The organism is Paraburkholderia sp. (assembly GCF_035656215.1).
Classification (GTDB): domain Bacteria; phylum Pseudomonadota; class Gammaproteobacteria; order Burkholderiales; family Burkholderiaceae; genus Paraburkholderia.
The window spans coordinates 1-23,517 of sequence record NZ_DASRSY010000094.1 but is presented as its reverse complement, the minus strand read 5'-3'; the positions used below and the strand labels follow the sequence as shown (position 1 = coordinate 23,517).

Here is a 23,517-nt window from a genome sequence, read left to right as displayed (position 1 = left end):
GCGTGGTCCCGGTCAGTCGGTTGAAGCATCTTGTGCGGGCGCCACTGCGCCCATGACGGCCTTGGTCTCGACGAACTCGTCGATTCCCGCCGCGCCCCACTCCCGGCCCACGCCCGATTGCTTGTAGCCGCCGAACGGTGCCGCCGGATCGACGCCGGCGCCATTCAGGTGAACCATGCCGGTGCGCAAGCGTTTCGCTACGGCGGTGGCCCGCGCAACGCTGCCACCGAAGACGTAGCCGCAGAGGCCGTAATCGGAGTCGTTGGCGATGTCAATCGCCTCTTCTTCGCTTTCGTACGCAAGCATGGTCAGCACGGGACCGAAGATTTCCTCCCGTGCAATGCGCATGCGGTTGTGGACCTGGCTGAATACGGTCGGCTTGGTGAAATAGCCACGTGTGATGCCGTCGGGCAACCCAAGGCCACCGGCGACAAGCGTCGCGCCTTCGCTTATGCCTTGGTCGATAAGCGCCTGCACACGCTGAAACTGGCGCCGGTTAGCGAGCGGTCCGGTGGTCGTGGCCGCGTTCGCCGGATCACCGACTACCAGACGCTCCAGCGCCGCCACCGCGATTTTCTCTGCCTGGGCGAGCTTTGAGCGCGGCACCAGCATGCGGGACGGCGCGTTGCAACTCTGGCCGCTGTTGAACATCATGTTCATGACACCGGCGGTCACAGCCTGCTCCAGCGGGGCGTCATCGAGAATGATATTGGCGGACTTGCCGCCCAGTTCCAGCGACACCACCTTGATGGTGTCGGCGGCATGACGCGCAACCGAAGCACCCGCGCGTGTCGAACCTGTCAGGGACACCATGTCGACCTGCGGATGCGCCGACAGCGCGGGTCCGATCTTCGCGCCATCGCCGTGGATCATGTTGAAGACGCCTGCCGGCACGCCCGCCTCGTGCAGTATTTCCGCGAGAATCTGCGCCGAGAACGGCGCGAACTCGCTCGGCTTGAGTACCATCGTGCAGCCCACCAGCAGTGCCGGCGCGACCTTGCAGACGATCTGGTTCATCGGCCAGTTCCACGGCGTGATGAGCGCGCACACACCGACCGGTTCCTTGACGATCAGCGTGCTGCCCTGCTGCTGCTCGAACGGATAAGCTGCCGCCATCGCCAGGGTGGTTTGCAGGTGCCAGAGACCGAGCGGCGCTTGCGCCGTACGCGCCACCTGCTTGAGCGGCGCGCCCATTTCCTCGGAGATCGCCACGGCCAGATCGTCGAGACGGCGCTCGTAGACCGCGCCGATATTGGCGAGCAGGTCACAGCGCTGCTGCAAGGTGGTGCGGGAATAACTGTCGAACGCGCGCCGCGCTGCCACGACGGCTAGTTCGACGTCGGCGTCGCTGCCAAGCCGGATCGTGCCGGCCACGGCTTCAGTGGCCGGATTGACGACTTCGAAAGGTTCTCCGCCACCCAAGGGCGTGACCCATTGCCCGTCGATGTAGAACTGCTGATGGTCGCGCATGAACATTCCTCGAGATGTGAATGGGTTACTTCGGTGCAGGATCAGATACGCGGCGCGCGCACTCGGCGCGCTCGCCGCATGGTCCTTCCTGCTTCATGTGCGATGGCGCGCGGGGTCGCGCACCAGGCTGAGCGGCACCAGCCCGAGCGCCAGCAGAATCGCAATGGCCACATTGCCTGCCTGCTGGCTGTGAAACGTGGTGACAGCGGTCTGAACCGCGAGCGGGCCGAGCCACACGGTCGCCGTGCTGGACAGCGCGTAGAGACCGAAGAAGGCGCCCGATTGTCCAGGCGGCGTCAGGTGCGTGAGGAAGGTCCGTCCCGAGGCAAAGATCGCCGTGTTGCAGACGGCCACCACACCGCCGATGGCGAGAAACACGATCTCAGGCAGCCGGGTGAATACCGGTCCGTTCCAGAGCGGTGCGGCGCCGGGATCGGCCGCGAATACGAAGCGCATGCCGGCCGGCGAGACGCTCAGGAGCGCCACGATGCCGGCGATCGTGCCGATGATCTCCACCTGCAACGCACGCTTGGGGCCCAGCACCCGATCCAGCTTCGAGGCAAAGAGACCACCAAGCGCGGCGAAGCTGCTCATCAGAATGCCGAACGCCGTCATCTCCAGCACGTGCCAATGCATCACGCCTGCCGCATAGATGCCGCTAAAAGTGATCAAGGCGATTTGCGCGTCGGAGAACAGCATCCGTGAGCCGAGATAGATCGCGGCGTCACGGTGCTGGCGCACGCTTTTGACGAGCGCGAGCAGATCGCGGGCGCCCCCGCCAATGGCGGCCAGAATTCCGGCGTCGCGCCGGGGGGCGTCCTGGCTGAAAAGAAACAACGGGATGGCGCCCAACACGAACAGCAACGCCGAGATCGGCGCCGCGATGCGGCTGGTTTCGCTACTGCCGACTGCGAGACCGAATAGCGGCACCTTCGGCACAAAGGCCCAGTTCACCTTGCCCGGCAAGGCGAACGCCCACAGCACGAACACGAGGGCGGCCACCGACACGACATTGCCGAGCGCCAACCCCGCGCCCGACATCGACGAAGCGTCCAGAGAAGTTCGCGCGGCATAGGGCAGCAACGAGTTGTGAAATACCTCGCCGTAGGTGAAAACCAGCGAAATGAACAATGTGATGACGAGAATCGTCGGCACGCTAAGGCCCGAGCCGTCGGGCTTGGCCCACCACAGCGAGAACACCAGCGGCGCGAACAACAGCGAAAGGACGAACAGCGGTGGAAACCGGCGACCCAGCCGATCGGCCGCGGCGCCGAGCAACGGCGCGGTCAGTGCGGCAATCAGGCCGCCGAGCAACGCGTAGGCGGCGATGATGGCCTGCCCTTTGACGGCGTCGCCGATCAGCACCGTAGCGACGTACGGCATGAAGATATAGATGCTCACAAGCGGGAAATATGGGTCACGTCCTCCCTCGAAGGCCGCCCAGGCGCGCGCGCTCGCTGATAACCCCGAACGCTGGCCGGCTATGGGAACCGCTTCGGAACCCTGAGTTTTCTGCATGTCGTTGTCTCCAATGTCTGCGGACTGTGCGATCGGTCCGCTAACCGATGTTTTAGTCCAAACTAGAAGTTCTAGTCAATACTAGAATTTACCCGTATCGGAATTTTACGAAGCTCGGCAGAATACGCATCAAGGGCGTTTCCTGCCCGTGACATGGCTTACGACCACATGACGACAAGAAAACCTAAAGAACCCAAAGCACTCTCGCAAAGCCGTAAATCGGCCGGTATGCGGGAGGCGATCGTTCGCGCGGCGACCGAAATGATCAACTCCAAAAGCTACGCACTCGCCACGTTGACCGGCATCGCCGCCACGCTGGATCTGCGCGACGCGGCGCTCTACCACTACTTCCCGAACAAGCAGGCGCTCGCCTACGCCTGCCACCGTTCTTCGCTCGAGCGTCTGGAGGGGGTTCTGATCAAGACCGACGCCGCCGGGGGCACCGGCGAGGAGAAGTTGCGCCACTTCATCCGCAACATGCTGGTCGAGGCTTCGAAAAACGGCCCGCAACTCTATTTCGGCGACTACTCGTATCTCGAGTCCGCTCAGCGCAAAGCGATCTCGGCGTGGGCCGACCGGCTGAAAGCATTTCTGGTCAAATTTCTGAAGGAAGGGATGGGGGACGGCTCGATCGTGCAATGCGAGCCCGAACTCGTCATGCAGTTACTGCTGGGTATGCTGATCTGGCTGGGCAAGTGGGTGCCGGACGTCGACGGTTTGACCGTCGACCGGTTGATGAGCGCGATCGACGCCACCGTGTTTCGCGGCCTGGATCGCGGCCACCCGGTTTGAGCCGGTCGTTTGTTCGGCCTTGCCTGACTACCCGCCTTCGTCGTATGACGCCGCTCGTCGGCGTCAGTTGATTTTTCCGTCGACATTGGCAGCCGCGGCTGCCTGATAACGCCAAAGGAACGTTCATGAAAGCATTGCAGTTTCTGGAAGTTGGCCGGCCATTGCAGATCACCGATATGGAACGGCCCGCGGCGCCACCCGGCGGCCTGGTGTTCAAGGTCAAGGCATGTGGCATCTGCACCTCGGACCTGCACGCGGTCGAGGTGCCGGGTCTTTTGCAGCCCGGCAATGTGCTCGGCCACGAATACTCGGGCGTCGTCGTCGAAGTGGGCCCAGGTACGACGGGATGGAGTGTGGGCGACCGCCTCGTCGCGTTGCCCGCCAAACCGTGCGGCACGTGCCCGGCATGCGCGAAGGGCCGCAATTCGGAATGCGCGCAGATCGTCATGCAAGGCTTCGATCTGCGCATGCCCGGCGGCTACGCGGAATACACAACCTGCATGGCCGCGCTGGCGATGAAGATTCCCGACAGCCTCAGCGACACCGACGCGGCAACGATCGAGCCGCTCGCGGTCGGCCTCGGCGCCTGGAAGGCGGCAAATGTGCCGGCAGGAGCAGACGTTCTGGTGGTCGGCGCGGGCATCATCGGGCTGGCTGTCGCGAAGTGGGCCAGATTCTTCGGCGCAGGCAATATCGGCGTCAGTGAAATGATGCCGGCACGGCGCGCGCGCGCGCAAAAGGTCGGCGCAGAGGTCGTGATCGATGCCGCGCAGTGGACCGATCCGGTCGCCGAGTTCGAACGACGGACCGGGCGCAAGCCTTCGGTAATCTTCGAGTGTGTGGGGCGTCCGATGATCGCACAACTGATCGAGTTCGCGCCGACCGGTGCGCATCTGGTGATGGTCGGCACCGGTATGCAGCCTGAGAACTTTACCGTGGTGTCGGCGGCGCTCAAACGCCTGCGCATGACCTTCCCGCTCGCCTATGACATTGACGATTTTCCCTTCGTGCAGCGTATGCTCGCGGCTGGTCGGATTACTGTGGACGGACTCGTTACTGCAACGGTGAGTCTCGATGAAGCGCCCGCCATGTTCGAGCGGCTCAGCAAACCGAACGATCATTGCAAGGTGCTGATCACCCCCTGAGCTGGAACGCATTTGCGCCGATGCCGGCACCCGTCACGAATCGCCTTTCATAACCCCGTCCGGATTAACTTTGCCAATTGCACCGATCACATTCAATTATAAGCACTACCAATCAGAGGAAGATCAAGTATGACTGACACACCTGAACTGCTGCGGCCGCCCCAGCGCTTCGCCCATGCTTTGCGGCGTCACGGTGTCGAGTATCTTTTCGGACAAAGCAATCCACCTGCTTTGACGCTCGCGGCTGATGACATCGGCATTCGTCAGATCGGCTATCGGCAGGAAAATGCCGGCGCCTATATGGCCGACGGCTATGCGCGTGCCACCGGCAAAGTACCGGTGGTGACCGCGCAGAACGGCCCGGCCGCCACGCTGCTGGTGGCCGGGCTCGCGGAGTGTCTGTCCGCCTCGATTCCCATCGTGGCGCTGGTGCAGGACGTTGGGCCTGGCGCGCGCGATCGCAACGCTTTCCAGGAACTGGACCAGTTGGAGTTGTTCAGGGGCGTCTCCAAATGGATCCGCAGGGTGACGAGTGAGAGCCGCATCGAAGACTACGTCGATATGGCCTTTACCGCCGCCGCGAGCGGGCGGCCGGGACCGGCCGTTCTGCTGGTGTCGATGGAATTGCTCGCCGAACGTGACGGCCATGCCGCTAGCGGGCAGCGGCGCGCGTCGCTCGGCCACTATCCGCTCGATCGCGTGCAGGCCGCCCCCGCGCTGATCACGACGGCGGCTGGACTGCTGGCCAACGCGCGCGCACCGATCGTCTATGCAGGCGGCGGCGTGATCAGCTCCGGCGCGCAGGAAGCGTTGCGAGCCTTGCAAGAGCATGCACATCTGCCAGTGGCGACCAGCACTATGGGCAAAGGCAGTGTGGATGAAACGCATCCACTGTCGATGGGCGTGATTGGGTATTTCATGGCCGAACGTGGCATGGCGCGGCACGCAAAACCGCTGGTCACGGAAGCAGACGTTGTACTGCTGGTGGGCAACCGGACCAATCAGAACGGCACCGACTCCTGGACCTTGCTGCCGCGTCACGCAACCTACATTCATATCGACATCGATTCTGGCGAGATCGGCCGTAACTACGAATCGCTGCGTCTGACGGGCGACGCCAGGCTGACCCTCACGGCGCTGAACGACGCGCTCGCGACCCAGGACCTGTCGAGGCGCCGTTCAGCGCGTGCGGCGCTGGAAAGTACCCTGGCCAGCGCGAAGAGCCGGCATCGCGAAGAAATCGCTGACGTCACCCAATCGGTCGCGTCGCCGATTCGTCCCGAGCGTTTCATGGCCGAACTGGAAAAGCAGTTGACCGACGATCACATCGTCGTGGCCGACGCGAGTTTTTCGTCTATCTGGGTCGCCAACTATCTGACAGCCAAACACAGCCGACGCTTCATCACGCCCCGTGGCCAGGCCGGTCTCGGCTGGGGTTTTCCGATGGCGATGGGCGCGCGGATCGGTCAGCCGGATCGCCCGGTGTTCTGCATTGTCGGAGACGGCGGCTTCGGCCATGTATGGTCCGAACTCGAAACCGCGAAGCGGCACAGCGTCAAGCTGGTGGTCGCCGTCATGAACAACGCCGTGCTCGGCTATCAGAAGCACGCTGAAGAGGCCGGCCTAGGACGCCACACCGACGTCTGCGATTTTTCGCCAGTCGATCATGCCGCGATCGCCAGGGCGTGCGGTGTGAAAGGCATCCGATTGGAGCGCGCGGAGGATATCGCCACCGTGATCGCGACAGCACTGGATACCGATGGGCCCGTGCTGATCGACGTCGTAGCCGATCCGGACGCCATGCCGCCGGTCACCCTGTTCACCAGGCTCGCACATTACTGAAGCGATGCGTTGGTCTTTCTCACGCGGCGCTAGCGGCCGCTCACAAAACCACGGGACATCATGAACAAACCAGCCCCTTTCAGCCTGAAAGACAAGGCCATCCTCGTCACAGGCGGCGCTTCGGGAATCGGCCTCGGCACGTGTGAGCGATTCGTGCAGGAAGGCGCGCGCACGGTCATCGCCGACATACAGTCGCCGCCTCAATCCTTACTGGATGAGGGAGCCCTCTACCTTCACGTCGACGTTAGCAATCGCGATAGCGTCATGGCCGCATTCGATTCAGCCGAGGCTGCAGTCGGCAAACTCGATGTGGTCATTCACAATGCGGGCGGGCCGGGCAAAGGCACACACCTGATTGACTCCGACGAAGCCGTGCTGGATCGCGTGGTGGCGCTGAACTTCTACGGCACTTACTATGTGCTGAAGTACGCACCGCGTCGTATGCGCGATGGCGGGTCGATCATCACCACGGCATCGGTCGCCGGTCTGCAGCAAAACGAGGGATTCTTCGACTACAGCGCGACTAAGGCAGCCGTCATCAGCATGACCAAAACGGCCGCAGTCGAACTGGGCATGCGCGGAATACGCTGCAACGCAGTGGCGCCCGGCCCCGTCAGAACGCCGATGCTGCCGCCCGCCCACATTCTCAATACGCTCGCTAAACAGCTCTCGACGCTCGGACGAATTGCGGAAGTGGACGATCTGGTGGGCGTGTACCACTTTCTCGCAAGCGACGAGAGCAGATACGTGACCGGTCATACGCTGGTTGTCGACGGAGGAAGGCTGACCGGATATCGCAAAGAAGTTCTGCAACTGCTTGCCCCGCCCTGAAGTGCGCTCGCCCTCACTTCACCGTAAGGGGGATCGGTTTCGACGCGATTCCGGTCCAACTACCAGCCCGAGCACGTATTCGCCTTGAAGCAAGCGCTTGCGCCCTACGACTTCTATCAGCAGTGCATTGACGCACGCTGCCTTCTCGCAACGATTGTATAAAACGCAACTCGCGGCTTAACCCATTGCTCGCCACTATTGACCGTCCTCATCGCACAGCATGGCGTGGTTCTGCAGACCCGGCCTTGACCGTGAGCGCATCATGCGAAAACGTCATGTCGGTGCCGGGTCAGCGAACTTACGTTTCTAAATTCAGGTTCCCGGGAAGATGTGCGACTTCCCTATTAGTGTGTCACGCAGTCTGGAACGTGCCCACGCCGTCTGCCGTCCGTCTGAAAAGAACTATAGTAGAGAGGATTTCCAGCCAGCAAAGGAGTTCGAGTATGAAAGCACGTACGTATCGCACTACAGCTCTAGGGATCCTGTTCGCCGCATTGCTACCTGTCTCGGGCGCCCAGGCGCAGCTTGGAAACCTGCTCAACCAGAGCGGAGGTAGCGGAGGCGGTTCGTCCGGTGGCCTCGGGAGCCTCGGTAACATGGGCAGTGCCTTGTCGGGTCAGTCATTGACCTCTGGCAGCACCAGCAATGTCGCGGGCGTGCTGGAGTTCTGCATCAAGAACAATTATGTTAGCGGCAGCGGCGCGTCTTCGGTCAAGGACTCGCTGATGAGCAAGCTGCCTGGCGGTTCCAGTGCCGCCTCGTCCGACAGCGGCTATACCGACGGCGCCAAGGGTATCCTGAGCAGCAGCAGCGGCCAGCAGTTGGACCTGAGCGGTGGCGGCCTGAAGCAACAGGCCACAAAGCAGATTTGCGACAAGATTCTTGCCCAGGGCAAATCCATGCTGTGAGCATGGCATGGAGAAATGCGTAGTGGGTAGAGGCGCCGGGGTGGGTGCGTTACGCGCCGCCCCCTCGCCCACATTCTCCGCCGGCACATTCCCGGCATCTCCAATGCGATTTTTCAGGTACGGCGGGTTTCAATCTGCGCGGCAATCGCGCGCGCAGCACGCTCGATCCACCAGAAGTTCAAGATTTCTGCGCCGCATGTTTGTCAGGCAATAGCCATGCGGCCCACATCCCCAACAGAATGGGATGTGCCTGCCATATAGGGAGGCATGCGTGGTTGCCGCGAGCAGCCGTTCCTGCAAAAGGAAAATCGTATGTTGATGCGTGAAGCAATCCCTACCGCCCTGACCCGAGGATCCGCCCTTCTTTCCGAAGACCCGACGACGACAGCCTCGCTCAAGACCTTCCACCATACGTTCGACATTTATCTGAAAGACTCGAACGCGTTCATGAATACGTATTTCTCACGTTACTTCGAGTGGCAGGGTGTGTGCCGCGAGCGATGGTTTCATGAGTGCATACACAATGACTTGCTGGGATCGGACGGCATGTTCGTGACCAAACGCGCACATCAGGAATACGTCCACGAAACGTTTCCTTTCCAGCACGTGGATTGCTATCTGAACACGGTGCAGGTCAAGCAGTGCTCGGCCTACCTGCTGTTCCGCTTCTGCGTGGATGGGCGCCAGGTTTCGCAGGGTTACCAGCAGATCCTGTACGCCGGGCGGGACCGGAAGATCAGGCGCTTCCCGGAAGGGATCGTCGAGCGGGTCAAGGAGTATGAACTGCCGACGACGGCATTAGCCGCCTGATCTCAGCGGCTGACCTTCGCCGTTCAGTTTTTCCGCTGGGTTTTATCGCTGGATTTTATCGTTAAGATTCACCGCTAACTTCCAACCCTAACTTTCACTTCTGATGCCGGCGCAAGGAACGCGCCGGCGCTTTGCTCTGCGCGCGGTCCGCCGGCGAGCCCGGTACCGGCAAGCGCACGGTGAAAGTAGTGTGCGCACCGCGCATCGAACTGCATTCGATACTGCCACCCAGAAGCTCCGCCGCGCGGCGGCAGAATGCGAGCCCCATGCCCGCGCCGCTTCCGTGCCGTTTGGTCGAGAAGAAGGCGTCGAAGATATGCGGCAGCACATCGGGCGCGATGCCCGGCCCCGTGTCGCGGAATCGCAGGACGCAGAAGCCCTGCTCCTGAACCGCACTGATGGCGATCTCGCCCTCACCGCTCACGTGAATAGCGTGCAACGCGTTTTTCAGCAGATTGAACAGAACAAAAACCGCCAGCGTGTCCGAGCCTGAAAAGCATAAGGCTGCATCGATCGGCGCCACCGTGATGCATGCACGTTCGCCGCCACGGAACGGATAGCGCTCCAGCGCTGACGTCACACATTGCTGTATGGAATGAGGACTAAAACGGGTGCGGTCCAGACGATCCAGGGTGAATGAAGCGAGCGCCATTTCGACCATTGCGCTGGTGCCCGATACCTCCCGTCTGATCGCTGCGGCGAGCTGGCTGACACGTTCGGGCTGTCCGGAATGCACCTCCTGGTCGTCGTAAAGCCCATGCGTGACGGCCAGCCGGTAACCTTTGAACACGTGGGACCATACGCTGGCGATTTCGTCGGCATGCATGGCGATCGTCGCCAGCGGCGTCGCGATTTCGTGCGCGATGGTCGCCGCGAGCGCATAGGGGTGGATCAGGTGATAGCGGACAATCGTGATCGCGAGAAGTCCCAGGCTGAGGGCGATGAACAGCACGCCCGGCGGATAGAACGCGTAGCCGTAGTTGACCGCGTAATCGACTGCCGCGAACGAATAGAGACAAAGGCTCGCAAAGCAGAGATCGAGACGCCTGCGCGCTTTGCCCCCGGCCTGCTTGCGGGCGGCGAGCAGAAGCTGTCCGCTGCGGGCGGCGAGCAATACGGTCTGCAACACGTGCAAAGGATGCAACGGCCCCGCGCTCGGGTAGTAGCCAAAGAAGTAGTGCCGGTAACCGGCGATAACTTCGTTGCCGGGCAGCAGCACGGCCAGGACAAGACACATACCGTAAGACGCGAGCAATACCGGTTGCTCACGACGCCTCGCCGCCACCTCCGTGACGAAGTGATAAAACGTGGTGGGCAGGAAAAGAATGAAGAGATAACCGACCCTGACCAGCACGCTCGCAATGTGAGGATCTTCCGTCTGGAACAGCAAGGTCCATATACCCTGCCATGCAAATGTCGCCGCACACATCAAAAGAAATGGCGCGGACAGACGCGTCACCCCTTGCGTGATGAGCACGTAAAGGCCGAACACCACGAACAGCGCAGACACAAAGGCAGTCGGAATGGCGTACATGTGGCTCAATGTGTCTGGAAGCATTGGGCTATTCCGGCATTTTTATCGCAGCGTACGCGAAGTAGCGGCGCCGTCATCCGTGGGCTTGCTGATTCCGGTCGCTCCGCCATTGCGAAAACGTCAGTGTGTTCACACCCACGTCGGTCGAATCTATTCGGGTCCAGCAATAGAAAGCGTCGTCCCAGCCCGGGATGGTTTGCGGCGTTACCGTTTTGAAGTCCGTAGCGGGACGAAAGGCCAGGTGCGGCCAGAAAACCGGCATCGACTCGCGCACCGCCATTTGCCTCAACAGATCGGCTGGCCCACTCTCATCGGCCACGATCTCCGCCTGGGAGATCCAGTCATTTTCGGCCCACGCCAGGAAAACGCTCGGCTTGCCCGCACGGTCGAACATCAGGATGGCATTCTGCTCCGGACGCCAGTAGTACTCGACGATGCCTTCAGCCGCAACCACTTCGTCGATGACCTTTCTCGTTCTCGGATCGCAATATGTTGTACCGTTTTCGCCTAAACCAAGCCAGCCTGCCTCTGAACAATGCCTGTTCCTGGCGTCTTTCAGAAAATGGACCAGTCGGTTGGCTGAATCCGCATCCGTCTTTCTCAGATACAAATCGACGATGCCGGCATTGAAGGCCTTTACCGCGATGGTCTCATCCGCGACGCCTGTCAGGAGTACCTTCGCGCAATGCAAATTGGATATGGACGAAAGGAATTCGACACCACTCAGTCCAGGCATGTCGTAATCGACGACAACCGCCGCCACCTCTGAAAATCGGGAATCGCGGGCCAGTATGTCTCGCTCCGCCGAGCTTTCGACATAGCGCTCCAGTCCCGTCTCGCTCAGACAGGCCGACGCCGGTGCAAACTCTAGCGAATTCTCGCGGGCATGTTTGCGGATGAAAGCGAGTGCGGTTTGAGGTCGCGTGAAAAACAGATTAGTGGAGATATCCGGAAAAAATCGGCGCAATGCATCAAGGTAGCTATCGCTGTCGTCCACGAAAACAGCAGATGACGGATAGAAAACTGGGGGTCGAATAAAATTGTTCATGTTTTTACGTGGAATATGCGGCGCGCCTCGTATCGGCTTACACGCCGGCTTCTCTCACGCTGGCTCCCGGGCCGATTCTCGCTGAACCATATAGTACCGGGGTCTTTGAATGAACAGTGCAAACTTGCGCGGCCTTTCCGTCATAGTATGCGGATGGAATAATTTAATTTGAATGGCTCGAGTCTACGGACGCCGGCCGGCCCGCACGGCGTGAACTAAAACGGGTAAGGGTCAGTGCGTACATCGTCGAATCCACCACTCATTCGCTCCGAAAGCCGGAGTCGACGACGACGCCCTGAGCCGTTATCGCGAGCAGCAAGCGTTCTGCGCCGATGCCGAAACCCGCGCCTTCCCGATAAGCACCACCGCCGACGATCTGCTGCTGCGCCCCGAGTTCGCTACAGCGCATCTCGAAGCCCACGCCATTCAGGTAATAGCTCAGACCGCGCCGCGCCGTGCTGTCGACGTCGTAACGCAGTCCGAACGAATCCAGAAAGCCCGCGACAATCTCTCTTGTGCATAAAAGTAAAAAAAGGCGCCATAGGCGCCTTGGTCGTTTATGCATGAAACGGAATCAGTGAAGTTCCGTTTCCTTGCTATGGACGTAACGAACCACGGCGCAACTGCATGCGGCCGTGATGGTGGTGACCGTTGAACAGGTCGTTACGGAGGTCCATGGAGCACATACTCGCATATCGAATTAAATTTGGGAACACGTCGGAACAGTCGCTTTCCATTGCCGCGTGCGAGGTGCCAGTTTCGTCGTCGCAAGCTCGCGACGATTGCCTCTTCAGGCAATCGCCGCGACGCACCGGTCAATGCCTCCACGACCCATGCGGCAACTCGACGTCGCGCTTCGCCGCAGCCAATCCTTCGGCGATGCCCGCGCGGTCCAGCGCAATACAGTAGACCGGTTTCGCACGCTCGAAGCGCCAACTGTCGGCGAGCCCCCCGGTATCGACCGGATCGAAGCCGAACTGGTCGAGAAGTGCGCTCACTGCGTGTTTAGCCTGCTCGTCGTCGCTGGCAATCGGCAGTGCCCGGCGGTTCGGCACATCGGCAGGCTTGCCGTCCGTTTCGAGGTCCTTCGCCAGAATCGCGTTGAAGGCCTTCACCACCTTCGCGCCCGGCAACGCGGCGGCCAGCATCTGGCTGGTGGTCGTCGAGCGACTGTCGAGTGCTTCGATCTGGCCGTCGCGGTCGGGATAGTAGTTGCACGTGTCGATCACGATCTTGCCGTCGAGTGCCGCAAACGGCAGCGCATCAATGTTGCTGAACGGCACGGTCACCACCACCACGTCGCCGAACTTCGCCGCCTCTTCAGCCGTGCCAAGCGCACAGCCAAGCGCCGCGGCCGTACTGATCAAGGTCCGCGGATTGCGGGAATTACTGATCATCACTTCGTGACCATGGTTCTTCGCGAGAATCACCATCGCGCGGCCGAAAAAACCGGCGCCAAGAATGCCTATCTTCATGTTTCACACTCCATGTCTATCTGCGAATCGCTCGGTTGAGCGCACGCCCATCGGTGAGAAACACTATGATTCAAAACTTCAGCCGGATAAATATGCAGAATCTGACGACTGTCGAAATCAGGAGTGGGGAATAATGGACCGTTTGACCAGCATGGCCGTGTTCGTGAAAACAGCCGACAGCGGCTCGTTCGCCGCGGCCGCGCTCGCCTTCGGCATCTCCGCGCAGATGGCCGGCAAGCATGTCAGCACGCTGGAGGAGCGCGTCGGTGCGCGTTTGCTCAACCGGACCACGCGCCGCCAGAGCCTCACGGAGATCGGCCAGATTTTCTACGAACGCTGCAAGGCGCTGCTGGCGGATGCCGAGGCGGCCGAATCGGTCGCGCAGTCGCTGTCGGCCTCGCCGCGCGGGCGTTTGCGCATCACCGCGCCGGTTACCTTCGGCACCTGCTGTCTCGCGCCGATGATCACGCGCTATCTGAAGGCCCATCCCGAGGTGCGGGTCGAGCTGGCGCTGACCGACCGCTTCGTCGATCTTATCGACGAAGGGTATGAAGCTGCGATCCGGCTCGGCTCGCTGTCGGATTCGTCGTTGATCGCGCGGCCGTTGATGCCGTACCGGCTGGTCGCCTGCGCGTCGCCCGGCTACCTGGCCGAGCGCGGCGAGCCGTCTACCCCGCAAGCGCTGGCGGCGCACGAGTGTCTGAGCTTCGTCTATACGAGCTTGCCGGTTGCGACCGAATGGCGTTTCGCCAACGCGCAAGGCGAACACGTGGTGCCGATCTCCGGCCGCTTTCAGGCCAACGACGTGAAAGCGCTGCTGGCCGCTGCCCTCAATGGCGGCGGCGTGATACTCGCGCCCGAAGTGGCAGTGAAAGATGAGCTCGCCGCGGGCCGGCTGGTGCGGCTGCTCAACGGCTATGAAGCGGCCGCGCGCCCCATGCATCTGGTGTTTCCGGCAAGCCGCGTCACGCCGAAATTGCGCGCGTTTATCGACCAGGTGGTGGCCGAATTCGGGCCGCACACCGCGTGAAATGAGCAGCCGGACATAGCCGGCAGGCACCCTTCGCCGTCCGCCAATCTCCACCCATTGACCGCTAGAATGGCCGGCTTTGCCCGCTTCGGGCGCGCGACGAGGCAAAATACGGGTTTGCGCGCGCAAAACGCGCCGCAAGACCGGATGATTCAGACCTCGGCGGCAATGCTGCCGCCGACCCTCGCAAAGACGCATGGCGACGGCCCATCGAGCCAATCGGGGCCGTCGGGCCTGTCGCGTGCGGCGCAGCCAGGACAGCTCGTCCTTTAACAGAGCCCCTCAGGAGCATTCATGACCGATTCGAACCCGTCTTTCCTTGGCAGGATTTCACTTGCCGTCAGTACGTTTTTCAGCATCCTCGGCGATGGCGAATTCGCCGGCGGGGTGTTGCGCCTGCGTAAAGGTGGCCTCGCCGACGCCGCTGCCGCGAGCGCTGCGCCGCCACCTGCTGCACCCACGCCCGCGCCCGCCGCAGCCCCGGCTCCCGCCCCGCAGGCGCCCACGCTGAAAGAAGCGAGCCCGGACGCCGCGCTCCAGTTGCTCGGCCTGCTGCAACGCGACGCGCGCTTCATCGATTTCGTCGAAGAAGACATCAAGGGCTATAGCGACGCCGACATCGGCGCCGCCGCCCGCCTCGTGCACGACGGCTGCCGCGCAACGCTGCGCGAGCATTTCACGATCCGTCCGGTGCGCGACGAAGCCGAAGGCAGCCGCGTAACGCTGCCCGAAGGTTTCGACGCCACCTCGATTCGCCTGACCGGCAATGTGGTCGGCAAGGCGCCGTTTAACGGCAGCATCAGCCACCGCGGCTGGCGTGCCGACGAAGTGCGTCTGCCGAAGCTGACCGGCAGCCATAACGCCCGCGTGATCGCACCGGCCGAGGTGGAGCTATGAGCGACGCACCGCGCGAATCACGCTATTCAATCGGTATCGACCTCGGCACCACGCACTGCGCGTTGTCCTACGTGGACACCACAGCCAGCGACGGCGAAAAGACCACTCAAGGCGTGCTGCCGGTCGCGCAACTCACAGGCCCCGGCGCGATCGACAACCTCGATCTGCTGCCCTCGTTCCTCTACCTGCCGCATCCGGACGAACTGGCCTCGGGCGACCTGTACCTGCCGTGGACCGGCCAACGCGAATTCGCGGTCGGCGAGTTTGCCCGCAGCCGCGGCGCGGCCACGCCGATCCGGCTCGTGTCGAGCGCCAAGAGCTGGCTGTGCCATCCGGGCGTCGACCGTCGCGCGGCGATTCTGCCGAACGACGCGCCGTCTGAAGTCGCGCGCGTGTCGCCGCTCGAAAGCTCGGTGCGCTATCTGACGCACCTGCGCGAAGCGTGGGATCACGCGCATCCGGAGGCACCGTTCAGCCAGCAGGACATCACGGTGACGATCCCCGCGTCGTTCGATCCGGCCGCGCGCGAATTGACCGCCGAAGCTGCGGAAGCCGCCGGTTACGGCCGCATGACGCTGCTCGAAGAACCGCAAGCCGCGCTGTATAGCTGGATTCAGAAGAGCGGCGGCCAGTGGCGCAAGCAGGTCAAGGTCGGCGACATCATTCTCGTGGTCGATGTGGGCGGCGGAACGACCGACCTCTCGCTGATCGCCGTGATCGAGCGCGAAGGCAATCTCGAACTGCATCGCGTCGCGGTCGGCGAACATATTCTGCTCGGCGGCGACAACATGGACCTCGCGCTCGCCCACGTGGTCGCGCGCAAGCTCGCCGCGCTTGGCACCCAGGCCGACGCGTGGCAACTGCGCGCCCTCACCTATGCCTGCCGCTCGGCGAAGGAAACGCTGCTCAGCGACGCGTCGACCGATACTGTGCCGCTCATCGTGCCGAGCCGTGGATCGAAGCTGATCGGCGGTTCGATTCGCACCGAACTGACGCGTGCGGAGTTGACCCAAACGATTCTCGAAGGCTTTTTCCCGCAGGTGGATAGTGCGGCGCGTCCGGTGAGCCGTGCGCGCGCCGGTCTGACGCAACTCGGCCTGCCGTATGCGCAGGACGCGGGCATCACACGGCATCTGGCGGCCTTCCTTGGCCGTCAGGTGGGCGCGCTCGCCGAACTCGACGGTTTGCGCGATATCGCCACGGCGGAAGGCGCGACCTTCCTGCACCCCACCGCTGTGCTCTTCAACGGCGGTGTGTTCAAGTCGCCGCTGCTGGTCGAGCGGATCATGGGCACGCTCAATGGCTGGCTCGGCGCCGAAGGTGCGCCGCAAGCCCGCCTGCTCGAAGGCGCGGATCTCGATCTCGCCGTCGCGCGCGGCGCGGCCTATTACGGTTACGTGCGGCGCGGTCAGGGCGTGCGCATTCGTGGCGGCACGGCGCGCGCGTACTACATCGCGATCGAATCGGCGATGCCCGCCGTTCCGGGTCTCGAGCCGCCGGTGCAGGCGCTATGCGTCGCACCGTTCGGCATGGAGGAAGGCACGGACGCCGAACTGCCGGCGCAGGAATTCGGGCTGGTCGTTGGTGAGCCGGTGCACTTCCGCTTCTTCGGATCGTCGGTGCGTCGCCAGGATCAGGTCGGCACGCTGCTCGACTTCTGGGGCCCCGAGGAATTGCAGGAACTGGAGGAAATCCAGGCGACGCTGCCCTCCACCGGCCGCACCGCCGGTGAAATTGTGCCGGTGAAATTGCATGCGCGCGTGACGGAAGCCGGCACGCTCGAACTCGAAGCCATGCCGCGCGGCAGCGACGAACGCTGGAAGGTCGAGTTCGACGTGCGCGGCAACGCCAATGCATGACTGAGATGAAGCGCTATAGCGTCGGCATTGATCTCGGCACCAGTAATACGGTGCTGGCCTATGCTGCGGCGGGTTCGCAGGAGATTCGCGTCTTCGAGATCGATCAGTTGGTGAGTCTCGGCGAAGTCGCCGCGCGGCCGCTGTTGCCGTCGGTGCGGTATCACGCAGCGCCGGGTGAACTGAGCGCGGGCGATCTGCAGTTGCCCTGGCGCGTAGCGGAGAGTTCGACCGATGGCGCAGAGAATCAGTCCGTAGTAATCGGCCGGCTCGCGCGTGCGCTCGGCGGCCAGGTGCCTGGCCGCCTGGTGGCCAGCGCGAAGAGCTGGCTGTCGCACGCATCAGTCGATCGCACCGCGCCGATCCTGCCGTGGGGCGCGGCGGACGACGTCCGCAAGGTCTCGCCGGTCGAAGCCAGCGCGAGCTATCTGGCGCACGTGCGGGCGGCCTGGAATCAGCGCTTTCCGGACGCGCCACTCGAAGCACAGGACGTCGTGCTAACGGTGCCCGCCTCTTTTGACGAAGGCGCGCGAGCGCTGACGGTGGAAGCGGCGCGTATCGCGGGTCTCCCCACGTTAAGGCTGCTGGAAGAACCACAGGCCGCGTTCTACGACTGGCTGTTTCATCATCGCGAGCGCCTTGCGACGGAACTGTCGGACACACGGCTCGTGCTGATCTGCGACGTGGGCGGCGGCACCACCGACCTCACGCTGATCGAAGTCCACATGCGCGACGGCGAGCCGGAACTCACGCGCATCGGCGTGGGCAATCATCTGATGCTCGGCGGCGATAACATGGATCTCGCGCTCGCGCATCGGGTCGAGGCCCGTTTGCCGCAACCAGGCAACGAGCGCACGCGTCTGTCGGCGGCGAGTCTGTCGCAACTGGTCGAGCGTTGCCGCGGCGCGAAGGAACAACTGCTCGGTCCGCACGCGCCGGAGTCGGCTTCGATCACGCTGCTCGGCGCGGGCTCCAAGCTGATCGGCGGCGCACGCACGGCGCAGGTCACGCGCGAGGAAGTCGAGCAGATCATCGTCGACGGATTCTTTCCGGCAGTGGCATCGAACGAACGGCCCGGAAGGCCACGCGGCGCGATCGTCGAGTTCGGCCTGCCCTATGCCACCGATGCAGCGGTCACGCGTCATATCGCGGCGTTTCTGAGTCGCTTCGCGGCGCAGTCGCGCAAGGCGCTGGGTTCCTCTCCCGTTTCCCCTGATACAGGCGAAGGTCAGGACGAGCCTTTACCCGTGCCTGACACGTTACTGCTGAACGGCGGCGTGTTTCGCGCCGAGGCTCTGACGCAGCGCCTGTCCAGCACCTTGAGCGCATGGCGCGGCGAGCCGCTCAACGTTCTGCACAACGACAATCCCGACGTCTCCGTGGCGCGCGGCGCGGTCGCTTATGCTCTCGCCCGCACAGGCCACGCGCCGAAAATCGGCGGCGGCTCGGCGCGCAGTTACTTTCTCGTGCTGGACGAAGCCGGTAATGGCGAACGCGATGCCGAGCCGGTGCAACGCGGCATCTGCCTGCTGCCGCGCGGCACCGAAGAAGGCCACGAAATTCGGATCGAAGACCACACGTTTGCGCTGCGCCTCGGGCATCCGGTGCGCTTTCATCTGGCTTCTTCAAGCGCGGATACGGTCTACCGGCCAGGCGATCTGGCCGATCTTACGCAAGGCGATTTCGTTCGGCTGCCACCCATCGCGACGATCGTGCAGCCGCGCGGCGCGAGCGCCACGCGTGGAGAAACCGCCGTACAAATCGCCACTTCCCTGACCGAAGTGGGCACGCTCGAAGTCCATTGCATCGAGCTCGACAATCCCGCGCAACGCTGGCTGCTCGAATTCCAGTTGCGTCGTGCAGACGGCCAGGTGAGCGCCCAGGTGAACTTGGCGGCGGATCCGGCACAAGCCCGGCACCCTGCACTCGACGAAGCGATCGACCATATCGACCGATGCTTCGGTTCGCGCACGCAAAAAGTCGACCCGAAAGAGGTCAAACGCCTGCGCTCGCAACTCGAACAGTTGCTTGGGCCGCGCGAGAGTTGGAACAGCGCGCTGCTGCGCGAACTGTTCGGTGCGCTATGGGAACGTGCGCGTCGCCGTCGGCGCTCGGCGGACCACGAGCGCTTATGGCTGAATCTCGCCGGTTATTGCGTACGGCCGGGCTTCGGCTATCCGCTCGACGAATGGCGCGTCGAGCAGCTCTGGTCGCTCTTCGACGACGGCATTCAGTACTTCAACGAAAGCCAGGTCTGGTCGGAATGGTGGACGCTATGGCGCCGCGCCGCGGGCGGCCTCGACGAAAGCGCGCAACTGCGCGTGCTCGACGCGATGGCTTATCTGCAAACAGCCGCGCAATCGCGACACAAGCTGCCGTTCGATGTGTCGAAAACCGGCTTCACCGACATGGTCCGGCTGAGCGCATCGCTCGAACGCATTCCGGTCGAACGCAAGATCGAGCTCGGTGAATCGATACTCACGCGGCTGAAGAAGCCCGCGGAAAACCATCAGAGCTGGTGGGCTGTCGGCCGCATCGGTGCGCGGCGGCCGTTCTATGGCAGCGCGCATAGCGTCGTGCCGCCGGACATTGCAGCACAGTGGCTGAACGCAATCCTCGCGCTCGACTGGAAGAAGGTCGACCCTGCGGCATTCGCCGCTGTACAGATCGCCCGTATGACCGGCGACCGCTCACGCGACCTGCCCGACGACTTGCGCCATACCGTGGTGCGCCGGCTCGAAGCAGCTAACGCGCCGCGCGCGTGGATCACGATGGTCAGCGAGACCGTGGAGCTCGATAACGCCGACGAAGGCCGGGTGTTCGGCGAATCGCTGCCCGCAGGGCTGAAACTGATAACGGCGACACAATGACGGATCAACGAACACGTATTTCGCACTAACATGATCAATCTTTTTCAGGCCATGCAGGCTTTCGTCAAGGTCGCCGACGCGGGCAGCTTCGCGCAAGCTGCGGAGCAACTCAATGTTTCGACCTCGGTCGTGACGCGCCATGTGTCGAGCCTCGAGAAGCACCTCGGCATCCGGCTGTTTCAGCGCACTACGCGCAAGGTCGTGCTGACCGAAGCCGGCGCGGATTACGCCGATGGCTGCCGCGTTCTGCTGGCGGAACTCGAAGAGGTCGAATCACGCGCGACCACCACCTCGAAGGAAGTCGCGGGCGATCTGCGGATCGTGGCATTGGGCAGCTTCTCGCTGTTTCGGCTCACACCGCTTTTTGCAGAGTACCAGGCAAAATTTCCGCACGTGAATCTGCGCGTCACGCTCACCGAAAAACGCGTCGATCTGCTCGAAGGCGGCTTCGACGTGGGCATCGTGACTGAACACATGATCCGCTCGGAATCGCTGGTGGCGCGCCGACTCATCAACTCTCACGCGGTGCCGGTGGCGGCCGCCGCCTATCTGGCCGAGGCCGGTTATCCGGCAGCCCCGGCCGATCTCGCGCAACATCGGGTGATCGCTGCGCCGCTCGACACCAGCCCGCCGACCTGGATGTTCAGCAAGGGCAACGGCAGCGAAGAAAGCATCGCGCTCGATCCGTCGTTCACGGTCAATAGCATGATCATGCAGAAGCAGGCGACACTCGGCGCAATGGGCATCGCGCTGCTGCCGCTCGAAATGGTCAGTGATGAATTGCGCGCCGGTTCACTGGTGCGGGTCCTCAATGACTACACCGTGCTCAATGGCGACGTCGCGGTCTCGCTCGTTTATCCAAGTCGCGAGTTCGTGCCGCGCAAGATTCGTGAATTCATCGATCTCGCCGTCGGCTACTTCAACTGACAATACAAAAATGAAAGGCCGCGCGACGGAATTGAAAGCCAAGGGCGCGGCTCCGCACTGCGCAGAATTTTCATAAGACCATTGCGTGCCATCACCACTTTGACTACGATTAGTCGCGCGAACAAAACGCTCGCGGAGAGTGAAGGCCCCCTAGGTCAATGCCAATGGGACGTCTGGGAAACATGGAGGTGGTTCTATGTCCGACGAGAATAATCAGGCTTCCGCATCAAAACGTAGAGGTTTTCTAAAGGGTGTCGTTTCAGTAGGCATCGCAAGCGGAATCGGCACCGTCGCCGGAGACGCATTGGCACAAACCGCGACCGGTCCAATGGCTACCGGCATCGGCGCCAAGCCCCCCACGAAGGCCACCAAAGAGGCCAACGCGGTTTATGCCAATCAGCTGGCATTCAACGACACGCAAGACTTTCAGGACGCCAGCCGCGGGCTGATCGCGACCTTGCCGGATCCCGGCGTGATCCCCAGTTCAAAAGGCGGCGCAGCCTGGGATCTTGGGCAGTTCGCCTTTATCAAGGGCGGCCCGGAAAACAATGCACCCGACTCCGTGAACCCCAGCTTGTGGCGCAATGCCAAGCTGAACATGAATCACGGTCTATTCGAAGTAGTCGACGGCGTCTGGCAGGTGCGCGGCTACGATCTTTCGGTAATGAGTATCATCCGCGGCGACACCGGCTGGATCGTAATCGACCCGCTGATGACTGCCGACGTATCGAGCGTGGTGTGGAAACAGCTGGTCGTTCCGCACCTCGGCGACAAGCCGATCACTCACGTCATCTACACCCACAGTCACGCCGACCACTACGGCGGCATTCGCGGCATTGTCGACGAAGCCGATCTGAAGTCCGGCAAGATCAAGATCTACGCGCCGGCCGGCTTCACGGAAGCCGCGGTGGGCGAAAACGTGATCGCCGGCAATGCGATGAGCCGCCGCGCGGCCTACATGTACGGCAATCTGCTGCCGCGCGGACCGGCCGGCGTGGTGGATGGTGGCCTCGGCAAGACCACGTCGATCGGCGCGATTACGCTGCTCGTGCCAACAGATTTCGCGACCACGACCGGACAGAAGCTGCTGCTCGATGGCGTCGAGATGACGATCATCATGGCGCCGGAGTCCGAGGCGCCGTCCGAGTTCATGTTCTACATCCCGAAGTACAAGGCGTTCTGCGCCGCCGAAGACGCAACCCATACGCTGCACAATCTCTACACGCTGCGCGGCGCGAAAGTGCGCGATGCATTGTTGTGGTCGAAGTATCTGCAGGCTGCGATCGACATGTTCGGCAGCGACATGCAGGTGCTGTTCGCGTCTCACTACTGGCCGACGTGGGGCAATGAACGCATCATTGCCTTCCTGAAGGCACAGCGCGACATGTACCGGTATCTGCATGATCAGACCATGCGCCTCGCGAACACCGGTTATACGCCGCTGGAAATCGCCGAGTCCGTGCGTCTGCCCGATTCGCTCGCCAAGCAATGGTATTGCCGCAGTTACTACGGCACTGTGTTCCATGATCTCGTTGCGCAATATAACTTGCGCCTCGGTTTCTTCGACGGTGTGCCGGCCAACCTGCATCGCTTGCCGCCGGTCGAGAACGGCAAGCGCTATGTCGAGTTCATGGGTGGCGCCGCAGCGGTTCTGCACAAGGCGCAGCAGTACTACGACAAGGGCGAATACCGCTGGGTCGCCGAAGTCGTGAATCACGTGGTATTCGCGGATCCGCAGAATGTAGCCGCCAAGCATATGTTGGCGGACGCCTATGAGCAATTGGGCTACCAGGCCGAAGCGGCGAGTTGGCGCAACTTCTATCTGACCGGCGCGATGGAATTGCGCAACGGCGTGCACAAGGTGCCGTTCGGCAGTTCGCAAAGCCCCGACACGATCAAGGCGATGCCGCTCGAAATGTTCCTCGACTATCAGGGCGTGCGCCTGAACGCCGAACGGGCAGCCGGCAAGACCATCTCGTTCAATTTCGTCATGACCGACACAAAGGAAAACTACGTGGTCGGCGTCGAGAACTCCGCGCTTCACTATTCGAAGGGCCAGACTTCGAATACCGCGGACGCCACGGTGACGATGACGCGCACGGACCTGAACGACGTGATGATGGGCAACTCCACGATGGAAAAACTCGTCATGAGCGGCAAGGCAAAACTGACCGGCGACACGAAGAAACTCGGCGAATTCGTGTCGTGGCTCGACAACTTCGATTTCTGGTTCAACATCGTCACGCCCTGAAACCCTCGCGGCATTTGACTACAGGACGGAAAAAACGATGTGCGCTATTTGTGAGTTGAAGATCGAATTTAACGTCGACCATCCTTTGGCACTTTCGGTGGCGGTGGCCACGCGAAACGCGATCGACGAAGGAACGCTGCCGGAGAGCCTGCTGGATGGTGCGTTGAGCAATGTGAAGATGCGTGTGGCCGCCATCGACGCGTTGAGGGGTTTGACAGCCCGCCTCGAAGCATCGAAGTCGGCGAGAGAATTGCAGACGTTGCCGGACTTCTATGTGCTGCTGATAGAAATCGGCACGTGGGGATTCTTTCAC

General features: G+C 62.2%; 18 protein-coding genes and 1 pseudogene. 13 read left to right on the top strand and 6 right to left on the bottom strand.

Annotation, left to right across the window (positions count from 1 at the left end):
• Window positions 1-12 precede the first annotated feature (12 nt).
• Window positions 13-1,470: an aldehyde dehydrogenase family protein gene (locus VFE81_RS05185; protein WP_325043571.1), complete on the bottom strand. Its 1,458-nt coding sequence runs from the start codon at window positions 1,468-1,470 to the stop codon at window positions 13-15.
• Between the two features lie 93 nt (window positions 1,471-1,563).
• Complete coding sequence (locus tag VFE81_RS05180; RefSeq protein WP_325043570.1) at window positions 1,564-2,988, bottom strand: MFS transporter; 1,425 nt, start codon at window positions 2,986-2,988, stop codon at window positions 1,564-1,566.
• 153 nt (window positions 2,989-3,141) lie between these two features.
• Here VFE81_RS05180 and VFE81_RS05175 point away from each other — a divergent pair, with 153 nt between their 5' ends.
• From VFE81_RS05175 to VFE81_RS05150, 6 genes are all read left to right on the top strand, one after another.
• Window positions 3,142-3,780, top strand: coding sequence for a TetR/AcrR family transcriptional regulator (locus VFE81_RS05175; protein ID WP_325043569.1), 639 nt, complete (start codon window positions 3,142-3,144; stop codon window positions 3,778-3,780).
• 125 nt (window positions 3,781-3,905) lie between these two features.
• Complete coding sequence (locus tag VFE81_RS05170; RefSeq protein ID WP_325043568.1) at window positions 3,906-4,925, top strand: alcohol dehydrogenase catalytic domain-containing protein; 1,020 nt, start codon at window positions 3,906-3,908, stop codon at window positions 4,923-4,925.
• Window positions 4,926-5,054: 129 nt separating this feature from the next.
• Entirely contained in the window at window positions 5,055-6,767 is a 1,713-nt protein-coding gene (locus VFE81_RS05165; protein ID WP_325043567.1) for an acetolactate synthase catalytic subunit, read from the top strand.
• Between the two features lie 60 nt (window positions 6,768-6,827).
• Complete coding sequence (locus VFE81_RS05160) at window positions 6,828-7,598, top strand: SDR family oxidoreductase (protein WP_325043566.1); 771 nt, start codon at window positions 6,828-6,830, stop codon at window positions 7,596-7,598.
• Between the two features lie 443 nt (window positions 7,599-8,041).
• Window positions 8,042-8,506, top strand: coding sequence for a DUF2501 domain-containing protein (locus VFE81_RS05155; RefSeq protein ID WP_325043565.1), 465 nt, complete (start codon window positions 8,042-8,044; stop codon window positions 8,504-8,506).
• Window positions 8,507-8,818: 312 nt separating this feature from the next.
• On the top strand, window positions 8,819-9,316 hold the full coding sequence (locus VFE81_RS05150; protein WP_325043564.1) for an acyl-CoA thioesterase: 498 nt from the start codon (window positions 8,819-8,821) through the stop codon (window positions 9,314-9,316).
• A gap of 94 nt (window positions 9,317-9,410) precedes the next feature.
• Here the strand turns inward: VFE81_RS05150 and VFE81_RS05145 are convergent, their stop codons facing one another.
• The 4 genes from VFE81_RS05145 to VFE81_RS05130 all read right to left on the bottom strand — a co-directional run bounded on the left by VFE81_RS05145 (window position 9,411) and on the right by VFE81_RS05130 (window position 13,373).
• Complete coding sequence (locus VFE81_RS05145) at window positions 9,411-10,850, bottom strand: sensor histidine kinase (protein WP_325043595.1); 1,440 nt, start codon at window positions 10,848-10,850, stop codon at window positions 9,411-9,413.
• 73 nt (window positions 10,851-10,923) lie between these two features.
• Window positions 10,924-11,898: a response regulator gene (locus VFE81_RS05140; RefSeq protein WP_325043563.1), complete on the bottom strand. Its 975-nt coding sequence runs from the start codon at window positions 11,896-11,898 to the stop codon at window positions 10,924-10,926.
• 259 nt (window positions 11,899-12,157) lie between these two features.
• Window positions 12,158-12,463 (bottom strand): hypothetical protein, encoded by a 306-nt coding sequence (locus VFE81_RS05135; protein WP_325043562.1) that lies wholly within the window; start codon window positions 12,461-12,463, stop codon window positions 12,158-12,160.
• Between the two features lie 250 nt (window positions 12,464-12,713).
• Entirely contained in the window at window positions 12,714-13,373 is a 660-nt protein-coding gene (locus VFE81_RS05130; RefSeq protein WP_325043561.1) for an NADPH-dependent F420 reductase, read from the bottom strand.
• Window positions 13,374-13,506: 133 nt separating this feature from the next.
• Between VFE81_RS05130 and VFE81_RS05125 the strand changes: the two genes are divergently transcribed.
• The 7 genes and pseudogenes from VFE81_RS05125 to VFE81_RS05095 all read left to right on the top strand — a co-directional run.
• Window positions 13,507-14,403, top strand: a complete 897-nt coding sequence (locus tag VFE81_RS05125) for a LysR family transcriptional regulator (protein WP_325043560.1) — start codon at window positions 13,507-13,509, stop codon at window positions 14,401-14,403.
• Window positions 14,404-14,697: 294 nt separating this feature from the next.
• Complete coding sequence (locus VFE81_RS05120; protein WP_325043559.1) at window positions 14,698-15,300, top strand: DUF2760 domain-containing protein; 603 nt, start codon at window positions 14,698-14,700, stop codon at window positions 15,298-15,300.
• Entirely contained in the window at window positions 15,297-17,159 is a 1,863-nt protein-coding gene (locus VFE81_RS05115; RefSeq protein ID WP_325043558.1) for an Hsp70 family protein, read from the top strand. Before VFE81_RS05120 ends, VFE81_RS05115 begins: the two co-directional genes overlap by 4 nt.
• A complete protein-coding gene (locus VFE81_RS05110) occupies window positions 17,156-20,026 on the top strand; it encodes an Hsp70 family protein (protein WP_325043557.1) in 2,871 nt (956 codons plus the stop codon). Before VFE81_RS05115 ends, VFE81_RS05110 begins: the two co-directional genes overlap by 4 nt.
• 30 nt (window positions 20,027-20,056) lie before the next feature.
• The gene (locus tag VFE81_RS05105; protein ID WP_325043556.1) at window positions 20,057-20,953 is read left to right on the top strand and encodes a LysR family transcriptional regulator; all 897 of its coding nucleotides are present in this window, start codon (window positions 20,057-20,059) and stop codon (window positions 20,951-20,953) included.
• A 328-nt stretch (window positions 20,954-21,281) separates the two neighbouring features.
• Window positions 21,282-23,204, top strand: coding sequence for an alkyl/aryl-sulfatase (locus VFE81_RS05100; protein ID WP_414695550.1), 1,923 nt, complete (start codon window positions 21,282-21,284; stop codon window positions 23,202-23,204).
• Between the two features lie 37 nt (window positions 23,205-23,241).
• Window positions 23,242-23,517 (top strand): annotated as a pseudogene (locus VFE81_RS05095) (hypothetical protein); the annotation flags it as partial.

What these genes read in the sequence shown, in the direction of transcription:
- VFE81_RS05185 (WP_325043571.1), bottom strand. Translation starts at nt 1,470, where the DNA reads ATGCGCGACCATCAGCAGTTCTACATCGACGGGCAATGGGTCACGCCC.
- VFE81_RS05180 (WP_325043570.1), bottom strand. Translation starts at nt 2,988, where the DNA reads ATGCAGAAAACTCAGGGTTCCGAAGCGGTTCCCATAGCCGGCCAGCGT.
- VFE81_RS05175 (WP_325043569.1), top strand. Translation starts at nt 3,142, where the DNA reads ATGGCTTACGACCACATGACGACAAGAAAACCTAAAGAACCCAAAGCA.
- VFE81_RS05170 (WP_325043568.1), top strand. Translation starts at nt 3,906, where the DNA reads ATGAAAGCATTGCAGTTTCTGGAAGTTGGCCGGCCATTGCAGATCACC.
- VFE81_RS05165 (WP_325043567.1), top strand. Translation starts at nt 5,055, where the DNA reads ATGACTGACACACCTGAACTGCTGCGGCCGCCCCAGCGCTTCGCCCAT.
- VFE81_RS05160 (WP_325043566.1), top strand. Translation starts at nt 6,828, where the DNA reads ATGAACAAACCAGCCCCTTTCAGCCTGAAAGACAAGGCCATCCTCGTC.
- VFE81_RS05155 (WP_325043565.1), top strand. Translation starts at nt 8,042, where the DNA reads ATGAAAGCACGTACGTATCGCACTACAGCTCTAGGGATCCTGTTCGCC.
- VFE81_RS05150 (WP_325043564.1), top strand. Translation starts at nt 8,819, where the DNA reads ATGTTGATGCGTGAAGCAATCCCTACCGCCCTGACCCGAGGATCCGCC.
- VFE81_RS05145 (WP_325043595.1), bottom strand. Translation starts at nt 10,850, where the DNA reads ATGTACGCCATTCCGACTGCCTTTGTGTCTGCGCTGTTCGTGGTGTTC.
- VFE81_RS05140 (WP_325043563.1), bottom strand. Translation starts at nt 11,898, where the DNA reads ATGAACAATTTTATTCGACCCCCAGTTTTCTATCCGTCATCTGCTGTT.
- VFE81_RS05135 (WP_325043562.1), bottom strand. Translation starts at nt 12,463, where the DNA reads ATGCATAAACGACCAAGGCGCCTATGGCGCCTTTTTTTACTTTTATGC.
- VFE81_RS05130 (WP_325043561.1), bottom strand. Translation starts at nt 13,373, where the DNA reads ATGAAGATAGGCATTCTTGGCGCCGGTTTTTTCGGCCGCGCGATGGTG.
- VFE81_RS05125 (WP_325043560.1), top strand. Translation starts at nt 13,507, where the DNA reads ATGGACCGTTTGACCAGCATGGCCGTGTTCGTGAAAACAGCCGACAGC.
- VFE81_RS05120 (WP_325043559.1), top strand. Translation starts at nt 14,698, where the DNA reads ATGACCGATTCGAACCCGTCTTTCCTTGGCAGGATTTCACTTGCCGTC.
- VFE81_RS05115 (WP_325043558.1), top strand. Translation starts at nt 15,297, where the DNA reads ATGAGCGACGCACCGCGCGAATCACGCTATTCAATCGGTATCGACCTC.
- VFE81_RS05110 (WP_325043557.1), top strand. Translation starts at nt 17,156, where the DNA reads ATGACTGAGATGAAGCGCTATAGCGTCGGCATTGATCTCGGCACCAGT.
- VFE81_RS05105 (WP_325043556.1), top strand. Translation starts at nt 20,057, where the DNA reads ATGATCAATCTTTTTCAGGCCATGCAGGCTTTCGTCAAGGTCGCCGAC.
- VFE81_RS05100 (WP_414695550.1), top strand. Translation starts at nt 21,282, where the DNA reads ATGGCTACCGGCATCGGCGCCAAGCCCCCCACGAAGGCCACCAAAGAG.